This is a genomic window from Micromonospora sp. WMMD1274, from assembly GCF_049179035.1.
In the GTDB taxonomy this organism is placed as follows: domain Bacteria; phylum Actinomycetota; class Actinomycetes; order Mycobacteriales; family Micromonosporaceae; genus Micromonospora; species Micromonospora tulbaghiae.
The window spans coordinates 5026544-5041421 of the sequence record NZ_JBMHMG010000001.1; the positions used below are offsets into that span (position 1 = coordinate 5026544).

Below are 14878 nucleotides of genomic sequence, written 5' to 3' on the forward strand. Positions count from 1 at the left end.
CGGGCGGAGCGCCGCCCGGACCGGCCGCCGGCGTCACGGCGCCGGGCGGGCACCCACTGTCGTCACGGCGAGCGCGCCCAGGTCACCGGCCCGGGCCAGCGCGGCACGCGGGTCGGCGCCGGCCAGCCACGCGGTGAGCAGCCCGGCCGCGAACGCGTCCCCTGCGCCGGTCACGTCCACCACGTCCACCCCGGGCGCGGGCGCGAACTCCACCACACCGCCGCGCTCCACCCACACCGCGCCCGCCGCGCCGCGCTTGACCACCACCCGGTGCGCCACCGCTGTGAGCGCCCGCGCCTGCGCCGCCGGGTCCAGCCCGCCGGCCAGCACCGTCGCCTCGTCCGTGTTGACCAGCAGCAGGTCGACGTCGCGTACCCAGGTCAGGAACGCCCCGCCGACGCGCCGCAGCGGCGCCGCGGACGCCGCGTCGACGCTGACGGTCAGCCCGCGCTCGCGGGCCGCGGCCAGCGCGCGCAGGCCGGCGCCGCGCGACCCGACGTCCAACAGGGTGTACGCGGACAGGTGCAGATGCCCGGCGTCGGGCGCGGCGGCCAGCGCCGCGTCCACGTGCCCGGCGGTCAGCCGCAGGTTCGCGCCCCGCTGGCTGATCATCGTGCGCTCCCCGTCGTGGGCGAGCACGATGACGGTGCCGGTCGGGTAGCCCTCGTGCCGCTCCACCGCGCACTCGACACCGATCCGGGTCAGCTCGGCCACCCGCTCCCGGCCGGTCTCGTCGTCGCCCACGGCGGCGACCAGCGTCACCGCCGCGCCCTGCCCGGCGAGCCAGGCCGCGGTGTTCGCCGCCTGCCCGCCGCCGCTGAACCGGATCCCGGCCGCCGTGTCCGAGCCGGTCGCCAGCGGCCCGGACAGCACCGCGAGCACGTCGGTGATCACGTCGCCGACGACGACGATGCGCGGCCTCCCGCTCATGAGGTGGTCGCCGCGGCGACCGCGATCCGGGCCGCGAGATCGGCGTTGCGCAGGATGATCCGGACGTTCACCGCCAGGCTCGCGCCCTCGGTCGCGGAGTGGAAGTGCGACAGCAGGAACGGGGTGACCGCCTTGCCGGTGATCCCCTCGCGGGCCAGCGCCGCCAGTCCTTCGGCGAGCGTGCGGTCGTGCAGCGCCGGGTCGAGCTGCTCGTCGGCGGGCAGCGGGTTGGCCACCACCAGGCCGCCGTGGTGCACGCCGTGCGCCGCGCGGGCGGCCAGCACGTCGGCCACCTGCTCCGGCGACTCGACCGACCAGTCCAGGTCGAAGCCCGCGTCGGTGAGGTAGAAGCCGGGGAATCGGCGGGTGCGGTAGCCGACCACGGCCACCCCGAGCGTCTCCAGCCGCTCCAGCGTGGCCCCCACGTCGAGGATCGACTTCACCCCGGCGCAGACCACGGCGATCGGCGTCCGGGCCAGCGTGACCAGATCGGCCGACTCGTCGAACGTCTGCGCCGCCTCGCGGTGCACGCCGCCGAGCCCGCCGGTGGCGAACACGCCGATCCCGGCCGCCGCCGCGACCGCGCTCGTGGCCGCGACGGTGGTGGCGCCGTCCGCTCCGGTGGCCGCCGCCGGGGCCAGGTCGCGGACCGAGAGCTTGCTCACGCCGTCGACGGTGGCGAGCCGGGTGAGCTGGTCGTCGTCCAGCCCGACCCGCAGCCTGCCGGCGACCATGCCGATGGTGGCCGGCACCGCCCCCGCGTCCCGTACGGCCTGTTCGATCTCGCGCGCCACGCGCAGGTTGTCCGGCCGGGGCAGCCCGTGCGAGACGATCGTGCTCTCCAACGCCACGACCGGGCGGCCGTCCCGCAGGGCGTCGGCCACCTCACTACCGAGACTGATGTGAAAGTTGGTCACGTCGGCTACCGTACGGGCCGCCTCCGGCCGGGGCCCAGGTGGACCGGGGCGGACCGACCTGCAAAACTGGAACGCCGGAGGTGTAGTCGTGAGCACAGAGGTTCTCGAGCGTCCCGAGCTGAAGGACGCCGACACTGGTCCGGAGATGTTCCACTACGTCCGCAAGGAGAAGATCGCCGAGAGTGCCGTCATGGGCACCTACGTGGTCGCGCTCTGCGGCGAGACGTTCCCGGTCACCAAGGCGGCCAAGCCGGGCTCGCCGGTGTGCCCGAAGTGCAAGGAGATCTACGACTCGTACGCCGAGTGATCCCGGGCGGCTCCGCCGCCCCTGGACGTAACCTGCGGCGGTGACCACCTCCACCCCCCTTCTGCTCGCCGATCTGACCGGCGTGGCGGTCTTCGCCGCCTCCGGCGCCTCCGCGGCGGTGGCGAAACGGCTCGACCTGTTCGGGGTGGTCTTCGTCGGCGTGGTCGCCGCGCTCGGCGGCGGCATCTTCCGTGACCTGGCGATCGACGAGGTACCCCCGCTGGCGTTCGCCGACTGGCGCTACGCCGCCACCGCCGCAGTCGTCGCCGCGGCCGTGTTCTGGCTGCACCCCCAGCTCGCCCGGCTGCGCACCACGGTGCTGGTGCTCGACGCCGCCGGCCTCGGCCTGTTCACCGTCACCGGCACGCTCAAGGCCCTCGACGCCGCCGTCCCGGCCGTCGGCGCCTGCATGATCGGCATGCTCACCGCGATCGGCGGCGGGCTGGGCCGGGACCTGCTCACCGGCGAGATCCCGGTGGTGCTGCGCCGCGAGATCTACGCGCTGGCCGCGCTCGCCGGTTCGATCGCGGTGGCGCTGCTGTCGGCGTGCGGACAGGCCACCGCCGTGCCGCTCACCGGCGCCGCGATGTTCGTGTTCGGGCTGCGCCTGATCGCGCTGCGCCGCCGCTGGTCCGCACCGGTGGCGACGATGCGGCCGCCGCGCACCGGCACCCGGGGACCACTGCCCTGACCCGCCGTGCGCCGGGGTGGGCGGATGTGACAGGCGTGGCGTCGAGTGGGGCGTACGGCCCGCGCTGGTTATGCTGACCCCGGCCTTCGCGGCACCGGATGCGCGAGGGCGTTTTCATGGGCGGCGGCTCCCGTGGCCCCGGTCGGGCCCGCCGCCGTCCGCGGCGGAGAGGAGCTACGCGTGCCACCGCGGATGCCGGCGCTCGACACGTTCCCGCCCCTGCGCGCGTGGCAACGCAAGGCGCTCGTGGAATACCTGCGCCGCCGGACCGAGGACTTCACCGCGGTCGCCACGCCCGGCGCCGGTAAGACCACGTTCGCGCTGCGCATCGCCGCCGAGCTGCTCGCCGACGGCAGCGTCGAGGCGGTCACCGTGGTCGCGCCGACCGAGCACCTCAAGACCCAGTGGGCGCAGGCCGCCGCCCGGGTCGGCATCCAGCTCGACGCCGCGTTCCGCAACGCCGACCTGCACTCCGCGGCCGACTTCCACGGCGCGGTGGTCACCTACGCCCAGGTGGGCATGGCGCCGCAGGTGCACCGGCGCCGCACCATGACCCGCCGCACGCTCGTCATCCTCGACGAGATCCACCACGCCGGCGACTCCCGTACCTGGGGCGACGGTGTGAAGGCGGCGTTCGAGCCCGCGGTACGCCGGCTGATGCTCACCGGTACGCCGTTCCGCTCCGACGACAACCCGATCCCGTTCGTCAGCTACGAGCGTGGCGGCGACGGGCTGCTGCGCTCCCGCGCCGACTCGGTCTACGGCTACTCCGACGCGCTGCGCGACGGCGTGGTCCGGCCGGTGCTGTTTCTGGCGTACTCGGGGGAGACCCGGTGGCGCACCAACGCCGGCGAGGAACTGGCCGCCCGCCTCGGCGAGCCGATGACGCAGGACCTGATCGCCCAGGCGTGGCGTACCGCGCTCGACCCGGCCGGCGACTGGATGCCGCAGGTGCTGCGCGCCGCCGACGCCCGGCTCAGCGTGCTGCGGGCCAACGGCATGCCCGACGCGGGCGGCCTGGTCATCGCCAGCGACCAGCAGGTGGCCCGCTCGTACGCGAAGCTGCTGGAGCAGGTGACCGGTGAGAAGGCCGCCGTGGTGCTCTCCGACGACCAGGGCGCGTCCGCGCGGATCGCGACGTTCGCCGCCTCACAGCAACGGTGGCTGGTCGCGGTGCGGATGGTGTCCGAGGGCGTCGACATCCCCCGGCTCGCCGTCGGCGTGTACGCGACGAGCGCCAGCACCCCGCTGTACTTCGCGCAGGCGATCGGCCGGTTCGTCCGGGCCCGCCGCTCCGGCGAGACCGCGTCGGTCTTCCTGCCCAGCGTGCCGCACCTGCTCGGGCTCGCCAGCGAGATGGAGGCCGAGCGGGACCACGTGCTCGGCAAGCCGAAGGACCGCGAGGGCTTCGACGACGACCTGCTGGAGCGCGCCCAGCGCGACGACGGCGCCAGCGGGGAACTGGAGAAGCGTTTCGCCGCGCTCTCCGCGACCGCCGAGCTGGACCAGGTGATCTTCGACGGGGCCTCCTTCGGCACCGCCGCCCAGGCCGGCACGCCGGAGGAGGAGGAATACCTCGGCCTGCCCGGGCTGCTCACCGCCGACCAGGTCTCGCTGCTGCTCACCAAGCGGCAGGCCGAGCAACTCGCCGCGCAGAAGCGCCGGGCCGCCCAGCGGACCGCTGAGCCGGCCGCTGCGGCCCCGGCGGCGGCGCCCCCACCGATGAGTGCCGCCCAGCGCCGCGTGGCGCTACGGCGGCAGCTGAACGCCCTGGTGGCCGCCCGGCACCACCACACCGGCCAGCCGCACGGCAAGATCCATGCCGAGCTGCGCCGGATCTGCGGCGGCCCGCCCAGCGCGCAGGCCACCATCGAGCAGCTCGAGGAGCGCATCGCCACCGTGCAGACCCTCTGACGGGTCGGCCGGGTCGCACCGGACACGAAAAACCGGCCGGAGGCTCCCCTTGCGGGTGCCTCCGGCCGGTCATGTCGGGTTATGGACTTCCTGTCGGACCTCAGTTCGCCATCAGATCGGCGCCACGCCAGCTGAACTCCGGGTCCGACGCGTAGCGCACGGTGATCTTCACGAGATCCTCCGCGTACTTGTTCGCGTGGTGCCCACAGAACACCAGCTCGCTCCCACCCGCCAGAGTGATCCGGAGCTTGCCGGCAGCATTGCAGCGGTCGCACCGTTCATCGGCGGCCGGGGGGCTCACCGTCTCGGGCGGCGGCGTGAGGGTCGGGGTCATCGCCTTCCTCCTCTGGTCGTCACCGATGAACACTCTCTTCGGTTGCTCACCTATCGTGCAACACCCATCTCGGGCCCTGCCTTCCCTGTGTGCCCGCGGGGGACCGAGGTCACACCTGGCGTGGAGGACAGTGTGCCGTGCACCAAGGGTGCCACGTCAACGATCACAAACAGGCAACCGACCGATCACCAAAGAGTGTTGTACGGCTGGTGATCAAACCGGCACGATTTGTTGACGTGCGCGGTCAGTCCAGGTAGTCGCGGAGCACCTGGGAACGCGAGGGGTGCCGCAACTTGGACATGGTCTTGGATTCGATCTGCCGGATGCGTTCCCGGGTCACGCCGTACACCTGGCCGATCTCGTCCAGAGTGCGCGGCTGGCCGTCGGTGAGGCCGAAACGCAGCCGCACCACGCCCGCCTCACGCTCGGACAGCGTCTGGAGGACCTGCTGGAGCTGGTCCTGCAGCAGCGAGAACGACACCGCGTCGACCGCGACGACCGCCTCGGAGTCCTCGATGAAGTCGCCGAGCTGGCTGTCACCCTCGTCGCCGATGGTCTGGTCGAGCGAGATGGGCTCCCGGGCGTACTGCTGGATCTCCAGCACCTTCTCCGGTGTGATGTCCATCTCCTTGGCCAGCTCCTCCGGGGTGGGCTCGCGGCCCAGGTCCTGGAGCAGCTCGCGCTGGATCCGGCCGAGCTTGTTGATCACCTCGACCATGTGCACCGGGATGCGGATGGTGCGGGCCTGGTCGGCCATGGCGCGGGTGATGGCCTGGCGGATCCACCAGGTGGCGTAGGTGGAGAACTTGTAGCCCTTGGTGTAGTCGAACTTCTCGACGGCGCGGATGAGGCCGAGGTTGCCTTCCTGGATGAGGTCGAGGAAGGCCATGCCGCGACCGGTGTAGCGCTTGGCCAGCGAGACCACCAGGCGGAGGTTCGCCTCCAGCAGGTGGTTCTTGGCCCGCTCGCCGTCCCGGGAGATCCACATCAGGTCGCGCTGGAGGTCGCGGACCAGCTTCTCCTCGCCCTCGTCGGCGGCGCGCAGCCGCTCGGCGGCGTAGAGGCCGGCCTCGATCCGCTTGGCCAGCTCGACCTCCTGCTCGGCGTTGAGCAGCGGCACCTTGCCGATCTGCTTCAGGTACGCCCGCACGGAGTCGGCGGAGGCGGTCAGCTCGGCGTCCCGGCGCGCCTGCTTGAGCGCCTCGGACTCCTCGTCGTCCCACTCGAAGTCGTTGTCGGTGGCGGAGCTGGCCGCGTCGGCCTCGGCGGCCTGGGTCAGCTCGGCCGGCTCCTCGACCACCACGTCCTCGATCTCGGCGGCCAGCTCCTCCGGGTCGATCTCACCGTCGGGGCCCTCGGCCTTGCCGCCGGCCTTGGCCGGCTTGGCCGCGGCGGTCTTCGCCGCCACCGTGGCCTTGGTGGCGCGGGTCGCCTTGGTGGCCTTCGCCGGGGCCGCGGCCTTGGCCACGTCGGCGGTGGTGGCCTTGCGCGCGGTCGCCTTCCGGGGGGCCGGTGCGGGCGACTCGTCGGCGGCGGGCGCCTGCTTCGGGGCGGGCGCGGCGGCCTTCTTGGTGGTCTTGGCGGTGGTGGCGCGGGAGGCCGGGGTGGCGGACCGGGCGGCGGCGACGCGGCGGCGGGTGCTCGCCGAGCCGTCCACCACCACCGTCACGCCCGCCTCGGAGAGCGCGCGGAGGATCTTCTTGGCCTGGGCCGGGGTCACCTCAGCGGACTCGACGGTGCGCGCGAGCTGGGCCGACGTGAGCTGGCCGCCGGCGCTCTGCGCGTGGGCGATCAGGGTGTCGGTGAGCGAGCGAACGTCGGCGCCGGTCTGGCGGGGATCTGTCACGAAGACCTTCCGGAGGCGAAAGAGCGAGCACGGCCGGGTCGTCCGGCGCAGCATGGGACGGCCGCGCCGGGCGAGTCGTTGAGGACCCCCGTGTCCCGGGCCGTCCGGTCGCTGGCGGTCCGTGGCGCGTGGGGCAGGGTGAATTGTAACGCCGTCTGCCGCGATCATCCCGCGCCGCACGGCGGACCTGCGGTCCGGGACCGCAGATTCGGCGCAGATGTGGACTTTGTAAGGATGATACCCGCGCACGAGACGGCCGGTCCCGATCGTGCCGGAAGGGGAGAGACATGATCACCTCGACGCCCACGGCGCGGGAGTTGCTCACGATCGCTGTCGACGTGGCCCGGGAGGCCGCCGCCACCGCGTACCGGATGCGGGTCGAGGGCGTCTCGGTGGCCGCGACCAAGAGCACTGTGACCGACGTGGTCACCGCCGCCGACCGGGCGGTGGAACGGCAGGTGGTCGCCGCGCTGCGGCAGCGGCGGCCCGGCGACGCGGTGCTGGGCGAGGAGTACGGCGCGGGCGAGACCGGCCCCGCCGACCCCGACGGCGTGCGCTGGATCCTCGACCCGATCGACGGAACCGTGAACTACCTGTACGGGCTGCCGTACTGCGCCGTCTCGCTGGCCGCCGAGGTGGCCGGCGAGGTGGTCGCCGGGGTGGTCCGCAACGTCGTCACCGGCGAGGAGTGGACCGCGACGCTGGGCGGCGGCTCCTGGCGCGACGGGCAGCGGCTGCACGGCTCCACCGCCACCGACCTCGGGCAGGCGCTCGTCGCCACCGGGTTCGGCTACGACGCCGGCCGCCGGGCCCACCAGGCGCGGGTGGTGACCGAGCTGATCCCGCACATCCGGGACATCCGCCGGATGGGCGCCGCCGCGCTCGACCTCTGCCTGGCCGCCGAGGGGCGGGTGGACGCGTACTACGAGAAGGGCCTGGCCGACTGGGACCTGGCCGCCGGCGGGCTGGTCGCCCGGGAGGCCGGGCTGCTGGTGACCGGCCTGTCCGGCCGCCCGCCCGGCCCGGACCTGGTGCTCGCCGCGCCGCCGGCGCTGCACGGGCCGCTGCACGACCGGCTGGTCGACCTGGACGCCTCCGGCGGGCCGTGACGGCGCCGCACACGCGACAGGGCGGCCTCCCCGGAGGGAGACCGCCCTGTGCCGTCGTCGCGCCGCCGCCTACTTCTCGATCGGCATCGGGCAGGTCTCGGGCGGCGCCTGCGGCGCGCCCAGGTCGCCGAGCGACTGGTTGACCTCGGTGGTGGTGGCGAGCTGCTGGAACTGGTTGCCCAGGACCACGTCGACCACGTCGTCCTTGCGGTTCGCGTCGAACTTCTGGTCGGCCTCGTTGAGGAAGTACGCGCGCAGCAGGTGCGCCGAGCCCACGGCCTTGGGCCCGAACCGCAACTGGGCCACGCCGTCGAACGCCTTGGCCTCGTTGCCGACCTTCTTGACCTGGAACTTTCGGTTGCGGAAGTCGTCCGCGACGCTGCCGGCCCGGCCTGCCTCGTCGGTGGCGTTGTAGACGTTGATCTTGACGTCCTTCTGTTCCCGCAGTCGCAGGTCGACCAGCGGCCAGCCGTCCGGGCAGGCGGCCGCCGTACCGGCTGTGCCCTGGCTGTCCTTCAGCACGGCGACGACCACGAAGACCAGGGCGACGACCGCCAGCAGTCCGACGACAACGAGTGCCCGCACTCGCGCAAAACTCATCCTGGGCGCTCCCCGGACAGTGATTGGGTGGTGGCGGGCGACGCGGTCGGGCCGCGACCTGTCGGCCGTCCAGTACGCCGCTGAGGTTAACGCTTGTCCGGCTCAGGCGTGGAAACAGTCCGACATACCGGCGCGCCACGCGGTGAACCGGTAGGACTACCCCTATCTTCGTGTCGCCTGAGTCACATTGGGAACAACTTCGGGCGCAGAGGCGTACATCTCTCCCGCGAGGGCGGTATACATGCCTCGCCCACAGGGGGGGTAAGGTTCCGCGCTCACCGGGGGCATTTCGCACCGGCGAGCCCGGCCCACCGCTCGTCGGGTCGGGTGCCCGACAGAGATGGTGGCCGGTCAGGGGAACCGAAACGGCGTCGTCCGGCGTTACAACCGGCAGCGACAATATCGATATTGGAGAGTGAAACCGATGGCCACCGACTACGACGCCCCGCGTCGCGACGAGGTCGACCTCGGCGAGGACAGCCTGGAAGAGCTCAAGGCCCGGCGGGTCGACTCACAGTCGGGCGCCGTGGACGTCGACGAGGCCGAGGTGGCCGAGAGCTTCGAGCTGCCCGGCGCCGATCTGGCCGACGAGGAGCTCACGGTCAAGGTCCTCCCGATGCAGCAGGACGAGTTCCGGTGCGCCCGCTGCTTCCTGGTCCACCACCGCAGCCAGCTGGCGGTCGAGCGCAACGGCGACCTGATCTGCCGCGAGTGCGTCTGATCCCGACCGAGGACACCAGCGGCGGCCTCCTCGACGGGGCCGCCGCTGTTCGAGCCGCCGCCGTGCGCGTGCGGCCGATTGCTGCTTGACTCGTTACGGGCGGCTGCCACGCCGCGCGGAGCGGGAGGGCGGACGGGTGAGCGAGCGCAGCGAGGGGACCGGCGCCGACCGGACCCCGGCTCCGGCGGCGAGGCCGGCACCGACCGGGCCGGACGTCACAGCGGCCGGATCGGACAGGGGCCCGGACGGCGCGGGCACGACACCCGATCCGACCGGCCCGGACACCGAGGAGCTGGGTGCCACCGTCGCCGCCCTGACCGCCGACGACATCGCGCCGGCCCGCCGGCGCCAACTGCTGACCCGGCTGGTCGGGCAGGCCCGGGCCCGGGGGATCACCGACCTGTTCAAGCCCCGTGCCGCGGTGCGCTGGATGACCGACACGGTCGCCGAGGTCGCCCCGCACGTGCCGATCCGCGACCTCGCCACGCTGCGGCGGCACTTCCCCGGCCTGGACGACGACGCGCTCGCCGACCGGCTGGTCCGTAACGCGTCCCGCGCCACCGCCGGGGTCGGCGCCGCGGGCGGCGGGGTGGCCGCGGTCGAGTGGGCGGTCACGCCCACGCTGCTCTCCGCGCCCGTGCTGCTGGCCGCCGAGACGGTGGCCGTGGTGGCGATCGAGCTGAAGCTGATCGGCGAGCTGCACGAGGTCCACCGGGTGCCGCTGCCGGCCGGTGGCGCCGGCCGTGCCGTGGCGCTCGTGCAGTCCTGGGCCACCCAGCGGGGGGTCAACCCGATGATGCCGGGCGTCGGGGTGAGCGCGGTGCTCGGCACCGCCGCCCGCCGCGAACTGCGGGACAGCCTGATGCGCCGCTTCGGGCGCAACCTCACCACGCTCGGGCCGTTCCTGACCGGCGCCGCCGTGGCCGGGTACCTCAACCGCCGGGCCACCCGCGCGCTCGGCGAGCAACTGCGCAAGGACCTGCGGCGCACCGCGCGTGCCCTGCCGGAGGCGCCGTCCTGACCGTGCGGGCCGGGCGGCAGCAGGTCAGGCCGCGTCGCGGGCGGCCAGCAGGGCGGTCGCCAGCTGGACCGGGTGCCGGGTGCTGACCACCCAGAACGGCGTCGGGTCGGCCGGGTCGTCCAGCACCACCTGCACGGCGCCGCCGATCCACGGGCGCTGCACCACGAAGGCGAGCGGGTCGGAGCCGACGCCGAGCACCTCGCGCCGGCCGGCCGCGTCCAGCGGCACCACGTCCGCGACGTACCGCACCGGCAGGTGGGCGTCGTCCACCCGCAGCTCGCCGTCGCGCACCTCGACCCGGATCCGGCCCAGCCACCACAGGGCGGCCACCGCGGCCGGGATCAGCAGCACGAACGGCAGCCAGGCGCGCACCCCGGTCGCGCCCATCCACAGCTCGACCGCGAGCAGGACGGCCGCGGCCAGCCCGAGCGGCCACGCCCACCAGGGCAGCCCGAGGCGCTCCGCGTACGGCGCGGCGGTGGCCGTCGGGGCGGCCGGAGATGACGACTGACGCACACAGACGAGGGTACGGCGCGGGAGCGGCCCGGCAACCGGCAGGATGGCAGGGGCACCCCGCAGGACCGGACGGAAGAGGATGACCGTGACAGACGTCGTACCCGTGCCCGTACGGCTGCTCGACCCGGAGCTGCCACTGCCGGCGTACGCCCATCCCGGCGACGCCGGGGCGGACCTGGTGGCCGCCGCGGACGTCGAGCTGCCCCCCGGCGGCCGGGCCCTGGTGCCCACCGGCGTGGCGGTGGCGCTGCCGGACGGCTACGTCGGGCTGGTGCACCCGCGATCCGGACTCGCGGCCAGACTCGGCGTGACGGTGCTCAACGCGCCCGGTACGGTCGACGCCGGCTACCGGGGTGAGATCCTGGTCAACCTGATCAACCACGATCGGGACACGCCGGCGAAGATCAGCCGGGGCGACCGCATCGCGCAGCTCGTGGTCCAGCGGGTCGCCCGGGCCGAGTTCCGGTCGGTGGCCGAGCTGCCCGGGTCCCGGCGTGGCACGGGCGGGCACGGGTCCACCGGCGGGCACGCCGGGCTGGTCCCGGCGCCGTCCGGCGGGCAGAGCGAAGAGGTGGCAGGGTGAGTGTGAACAGCGGAGGGTGGGCGCAGTGATCTTCTCCCGGAAGCGGGCCGACGAGGCGCGTGACAATGGGGTCCTCGACGCCGAGGAGACCCCGTCGGCGCCGGACCGCGGCCCGTACGACGTCAGCGAGGCGCCCGAGGCGCCTCGCCTCGACCTGGGCAGCCTGCAGATCCCGGCGGTGCCGGACGTCGAGGTGCGGGTGCAGGCCGACCAGCAGGGCGTGATCCAGCAGGTCGTGCTGGTGCACGGGCAGAACGCGCTCCAGCTCGGCGTCTTCGCCGCACCCCGTTCCGAGGGCATCTGGGACGAGGTGCGAGAGGAGATCCGCCAGTCGCTGGTGAGCGACGGCGCGACCGTCCAGGAGGTCGAGGGGGAGCACGGGCCCGAGCTGCGCGCCCGGGTGCGTACTCCGGACGGGCCGACCGACCTGCGGTTCGTCGGCATCGACGGCCCGCGCTGGATGGTGCGCGGCGTCTTCCAGGGCGCGGCCGCCGCCGACCCGGCCTCCGCCGGCCCGCTCGCGGCCTGCCTGGACGGCCTGGTCGTCGACCGCGGCCAGGAGGCCAAGCCGGTGCGCGAGCCGCTGCCGCTGCGGCTGCCCCGCGAGGTCGCCGAGCAGCAGGCCGCCGACGCGCAGGAGGTCTGATCCACGACGTGCACGGGCCCGGCGCGAAACCGCGCCGGGCCCGCGGCGTGTCCGGTCCCGGCCGGCGGTACGCGCCGCGCCGCTCCCGCCGGCGGGCCACTGCGCGTACGCTGGCGGGACGGTTCCGCCGCCCGCGGGGCCCCGCTGTGGAGAGGGTGACGCGGAGGTCATGACGACCGACGAGAGCCGGGGGTCGCTGCGGCGGCTCCTGCACCGGCTCACCGCGAGCGAGGCCGAGATCGAGGCGCAGGAGCTGCGCCGGGAGAGCGCCGAGTCCGGCGGCACGCCCGCCCACCAGTGCAACAGGGGTCAGGTGGTGTCGGTGGCCGGGCGGCTGCGTACCGTCGTCTACACGCCCCGCACGAACCTGCCCACGCTGGAAGCCGACCTCTACGACGGCAACGACGTGGTGACACTGGTCTGGCTGGGCCGCCGGCACATCGCCGGGATCGAGCCGGGCCGGCACCTGACCGCGCGCGGCCGGGTGGCGGTGCGCGACGACCGCAAGGTGATCTACAACCCGTACTACGAGCTGGAGTCGCCGAAGTGACGACCGGACAGCAGCAGACCCCGCCGGGCCTCGGCCCGCAGGACGAGGAGCGGCTGCCCAGCCTCGCCGAGCAGATGGCCGACCAGCTCGGCGGATGGCGCGGGCTGGTCGAGTCGAGCATCCCGGTGGTGGTCTTCGTGGTCGCCAACGTGATCGGGGAGCTGCGCCCCGCCGTGTACGCCTCGGTGGCGGTCGCGCTGCTGATCGCCGGGCTGCGGCTGGCCCAGCGCAAGCCGGTGCGGCACGCGGTCAACGGGCTGTTCGGCGTCGGCATCGGCGCGCTGCTGGCGCTGCGCACCGGCGACGAGCGCGACTTCTACCTGCCGGGCATCCTCTACGGCATCGGGTACGGCCTGGCGCTGCTGCTGTCGGCCGCGATCCGGCAGCCGCTGGTCGGCTGGATCTGGTCGGTGCTGGTGGCCAAGGGCCGCTCCGAGTGGCGCGACGACCCCAAGCTGGTGCGCACCTTCACCCAGCTCACCGTGCTCTGGGGCGTGGTGTGGCTGGCGAAGGTCGGCGTACAGGCCGGGCTCTACCTGGCCCACCAGGACACCGCGCTCGGCGTGGCCCGGCTCGCCCTGGGCTACCCGCCGTACGCGCTGCTGCTGCTGATCACGGTGTGGGTGGTGCGCCGGGTCACCCGGGAGACCGCACCCACCCCGCTGCCCGGCTCCTGAGGCCGCCGCCTCAGGAGCGGTCCCGGTGCCGGTCCGCGCTCGTCGGGCCGAGGATCACCGCGCGCACGTCGTCCTCCACCGCCGCGGTGCAGACGAACACCAGCTCGTCGCCGGCCTCGATCGGGTCGTCCGGCGTCGGCACCAGCACCCGCTTGCCGCGTACGATCGCCACCAGCGCCGCGTCCCGGGGGATCGGCACCGCGTGGATCGGCTGCCCCACGTAGGGCGCGGTCGGCGGCAGCGTGATCTCGACCAGGTTCGCCTCGCCCTGCCGGAACGTCATCAGCCGGACCAGGTCGCCGACGGTGACCGCCTCCTCGACCAGCGCCGCCATCACCCGCGGCTTGCTCACCGCGACGTCCACGCCCCACTGCTCGGTGAACAGCCACTCGTTCTCCGCGCGGTTGACCCGGGCCACCACGCGGGGCACCGCGAACTCGGTCTTGGCCAGCAGCGACACCACCAGGTTGACCTTGTCGTCGCCGGTGGCGGCCACCACCACGTCGCACCCGGCCACGTTGGCCTCCTCCAGGCTGGCCAGCTCACAGGCGTCGGCGAGCACCCAGTCGGCGGCCGGCACCCGGTCGGGCCGCAGCATCTTCGGCTGCCGCTCGATCAGCATCACCTGGTGGCCGTTGTCGATCAGCTCCTGGGCGATCGAGCGGCCCACGTTGCCGGCGCCGGCGATGGCGATCCGCATGGCTCAGTGCCCCCCTTCCGGCGGCGCCGCCGCCACCGACGTGACCGGGCCGTTGATGTCGTCGGTCACCAGCATGTAGACCTGGTCACCCTCCTGGATCACCGTGGAGGCGGTGGGCAGGGTGCCGATCCCGAACCGGTTCAGGTAGGCGACCCGGGCGCCGACGGCCTGCTCCAGCTGCCGCAGCGGCCGGCCGATCCAGTCCTTGTGCACCGGCACCTCGATGATCGAGACGGTGCTCGTCGGGTCGCGGAAGATCTCCACGTTGCCCTCGGGGACCAGGTGGCGCAGCATCCGGTCGGCGGTCCACCGGACGGTCGCCACGGTGGGGATGCCGAGGCGCTCGTAGACCTGGGCGCGACGCTGGTCGTAGATGCGGGCCGCCACCCGGGACACGCCGAACGTCTCCCGGGCCAGCCGGGCCGAGATGATGTTGGAGTTGTCGCCGCTGGACACCGCCGCGAACGCGTCGGCCCGCTCGATGCCGGCCTGGCGCAGCACCTCGCCGTCGAAGCCGGCGCCGGTGACGGTGATGCCGGCGAAGTCGGGCCCGAGACGGCGGAACGCGTCCGCGTCCTGGTCGATCACCGCCACCGAGTGGCCACGCGCCTCCAGGCTGTGGGCCAGGGTCGCCCCGACCCGGCCGCAGCCCATGATCACCACATGCACGGTGTCCGCTCCTCCCACGGCGCCGCCCGCCGACCCGTCGTCTGCGAGCCTGCCACGTCCCTCTGCCGGACGGGGGACCGAACCGTACCGCGCGGCCGCGCGCGGGGGAGATCGACCACCCCCGCGCCCCGGACCCGGTGGTCGTAC

Annotated in this window: 18 protein-coding genes; 10 read left to right on the top strand and 8 right to left on the bottom strand. The window is 73.9% G+C overall.

Annotation, left to right across the window (positions count from 1 at the left end; all coding sequences use genetic code 11):
* Positions 1–33: 33 nt before the first annotated feature.
* On the bottom strand, positions 34–930 hold the full coding sequence (locus ACN27D_RS23925) for a carbohydrate kinase family protein (protein WP_252450662.1): 897 nt from the start codon (positions 928–930) through the stop codon (positions 34–36).
* Positions 927–1847, bottom strand: coding sequence for a pseudouridine-5'-phosphate glycosidase (locus ACN27D_RS23930; protein ID WP_421500033.1), 921 nt, complete (start codon positions 1845–1847; stop codon positions 927–929). Before ACN27D_RS23930 ends, ACN27D_RS23925 begins: the two co-directional genes overlap by 4 nt.
* Before the next feature lie 88 nt (positions 1848–1935).
* Between ACN27D_RS23930 and ACN27D_RS23935 the strand changes: the two genes are divergently transcribed.
* The 3 genes from ACN27D_RS23935 (at position 1936) to ACN27D_RS23945 (ending at position 4759) form a co-directional block, all read left to right on the top strand.
* Positions 1936–2154, top strand: coding sequence for a DUF3039 domain-containing protein (locus ACN27D_RS23935; protein ID WP_013284783.1), 219 nt, complete (start codon positions 1936–1938; stop codon positions 2152–2154).
* Positions 2155–2194: 40 nt separating this feature from the next.
* Complete coding sequence (locus ACN27D_RS23940; RefSeq protein WP_120571027.1) at positions 2195–2845, top strand: trimeric intracellular cation channel family protein; 651 nt, start codon at positions 2195–2197, stop codon at positions 2843–2845.
* Positions 2846–3037: 192 nt separating this feature from the next.
* Positions 3038–4759 (top strand): DEAD/DEAH box helicase, encoded by a 1722-nt coding sequence (locus ACN27D_RS23945; RefSeq protein ID WP_120573908.1) that lies wholly within the window; start codon positions 3038–3040, stop codon positions 4757–4759.
* Between the two features lie 100 nt (positions 4760–4859).
* Here the strand turns inward: ACN27D_RS23945 and ACN27D_RS23950 are convergent, their stop codons facing one another.
* Together ACN27D_RS23950 and ACN27D_RS23955 are read right to left on the bottom strand one after the other, a co-directional pair.
* Complete coding sequence (locus tag ACN27D_RS23950; protein WP_013284786.1) at positions 4860–5093, bottom strand: DUF7455 domain-containing protein; 234 nt, start codon at positions 5091–5093, stop codon at positions 4860–4862.
* 244 nt (positions 5094–5337) lie between these two features.
* Positions 5338–6939 carry an RNA polymerase sigma factor gene (locus ACN27D_RS23955; RefSeq protein ID WP_121684303.1) on the bottom strand — a complete coding sequence of 534 codons (1602 nt, stop codon included), beginning with the start codon at positions 6937–6939 and terminating at the stop codon, positions 5338–5340.
* Between the two features lie 287 nt (positions 6940–7226).
* Between ACN27D_RS23955 and ACN27D_RS23960 the strand changes: the two genes are divergently transcribed.
* Positions 7227–8048 (top strand): inositol monophosphatase family protein, encoded by an 822-nt coding sequence (locus tag ACN27D_RS23960; protein WP_421500034.1) that lies wholly within the window; start codon positions 7227–7229, stop codon positions 8046–8048.
* A gap of 69 nt (positions 8049–8117) precedes the next feature.
* Here ACN27D_RS23960 and ACN27D_RS23965 read toward each other — a convergent pair whose 3' ends face one another.
* Complete coding sequence (locus tag ACN27D_RS23965) at positions 8118–8633, bottom strand: LytR C-terminal domain-containing protein (RefSeq protein WP_199733148.1); 516 nt, start codon at positions 8631–8633, stop codon at positions 8118–8120.
* 439 nt (positions 8634–9072) lie between these two features.
* On the opposite strand from ACN27D_RS23965, the gene ACN27D_RS23970 reads away from it, so the two are divergent.
* Complete coding sequence (locus ACN27D_RS23970) at positions 9073–9369, top strand: DUF4193 domain-containing protein (RefSeq protein WP_013284790.1); 297 nt, start codon at positions 9073–9075, stop codon at positions 9367–9369.
* 292 nt (positions 9370–9661) lie between these two features.
* The gene (locus tag ACN27D_RS23975) at positions 9662–10390 is read left to right on the top strand and encodes a hypothetical protein (protein WP_176739835.1); all 729 of its coding nucleotides are present in this window, start codon (positions 9662–9664) and stop codon (positions 10388–10390) included.
* A 24-nt stretch (positions 10391–10414) separates the two neighbouring features.
* On the opposite strand, the gene ACN27D_RS23980 is transcribed toward ACN27D_RS23975, so the two are convergent.
* A complete protein-coding gene (locus tag ACN27D_RS23980; protein ID WP_120571024.1) occupies positions 10415–10906 on the bottom strand; it encodes a DUF3093 domain-containing protein in 492 nt (163 codons plus the stop codon).
* An 85-nt stretch (positions 10907–10991) separates the two neighbouring features.
* Here ACN27D_RS23980 and dut point away from each other — a divergent pair, with 85 nt between their 5' ends.
* The 4 genes from dut (at position 10992) to ACN27D_RS24000 (ending at position 13362) form a co-directional block, all read left to right on the top strand.
* On the top strand, positions 10992–11489 hold the full coding sequence (gene dut / locus ACN27D_RS23985; RefSeq protein ID WP_364772276.1) for a dUTP diphosphatase: 498 nt from the start codon (positions 10992–10994) through the stop codon (positions 11487–11489).
* 25 nt (positions 11490–11514) lie between these two features.
* Positions 11515–12135 carry a DUF3710 domain-containing protein gene (locus tag ACN27D_RS23990; RefSeq protein ID WP_421500035.1) on the top strand — a complete coding sequence of 207 codons (621 nt, stop codon included), beginning with the start codon at positions 11515–11517 and terminating at the stop codon, positions 12133–12135.
* Between the two features lie 169 nt (positions 12136–12304).
* Positions 12305–12685: an OB-fold nucleic acid binding domain-containing protein gene (locus ACN27D_RS23995; protein WP_013284795.1), complete on the top strand. Its 381-nt coding sequence runs from the start codon at positions 12305–12307 to the stop codon at positions 12683–12685.
* Positions 12682–13362 carry a DUF3159 domain-containing protein gene (locus ACN27D_RS24000; RefSeq protein WP_120571021.1) on the top strand — a complete coding sequence of 227 codons (681 nt, stop codon included), beginning with the start codon at positions 12682–12684 and terminating at the stop codon, positions 13360–13362. The genes ACN27D_RS23995 and ACN27D_RS24000 overlap by 4 nt, the downstream gene beginning before the upstream one ends.
* A 10-nt stretch (positions 13363–13372) precedes the next feature.
* Here ACN27D_RS24000 and ACN27D_RS24005 read toward each other — a convergent pair whose 3' ends face one another.
* Both ACN27D_RS24005 and ACN27D_RS24010 read right to left on the bottom strand, forming a co-directional pair.
* A complete protein-coding gene (locus tag ACN27D_RS24005) occupies positions 13373–14062 on the bottom strand; it encodes a potassium channel family protein (RefSeq protein ID WP_120571020.1) in 690 nt (229 codons plus the stop codon).
* Positions 14063–14065: 3 nt separating this feature from the next.
* Positions 14066–14731 carry a potassium channel family protein gene (locus ACN27D_RS24010; RefSeq protein ID WP_421500036.1) on the bottom strand — a complete coding sequence of 222 codons (666 nt, stop codon included), beginning with the start codon at positions 14729–14731 and terminating at the stop codon, positions 14066–14068.
* Between the last annotated feature and the right edge of the window lie 147 nt (positions 14732–14878).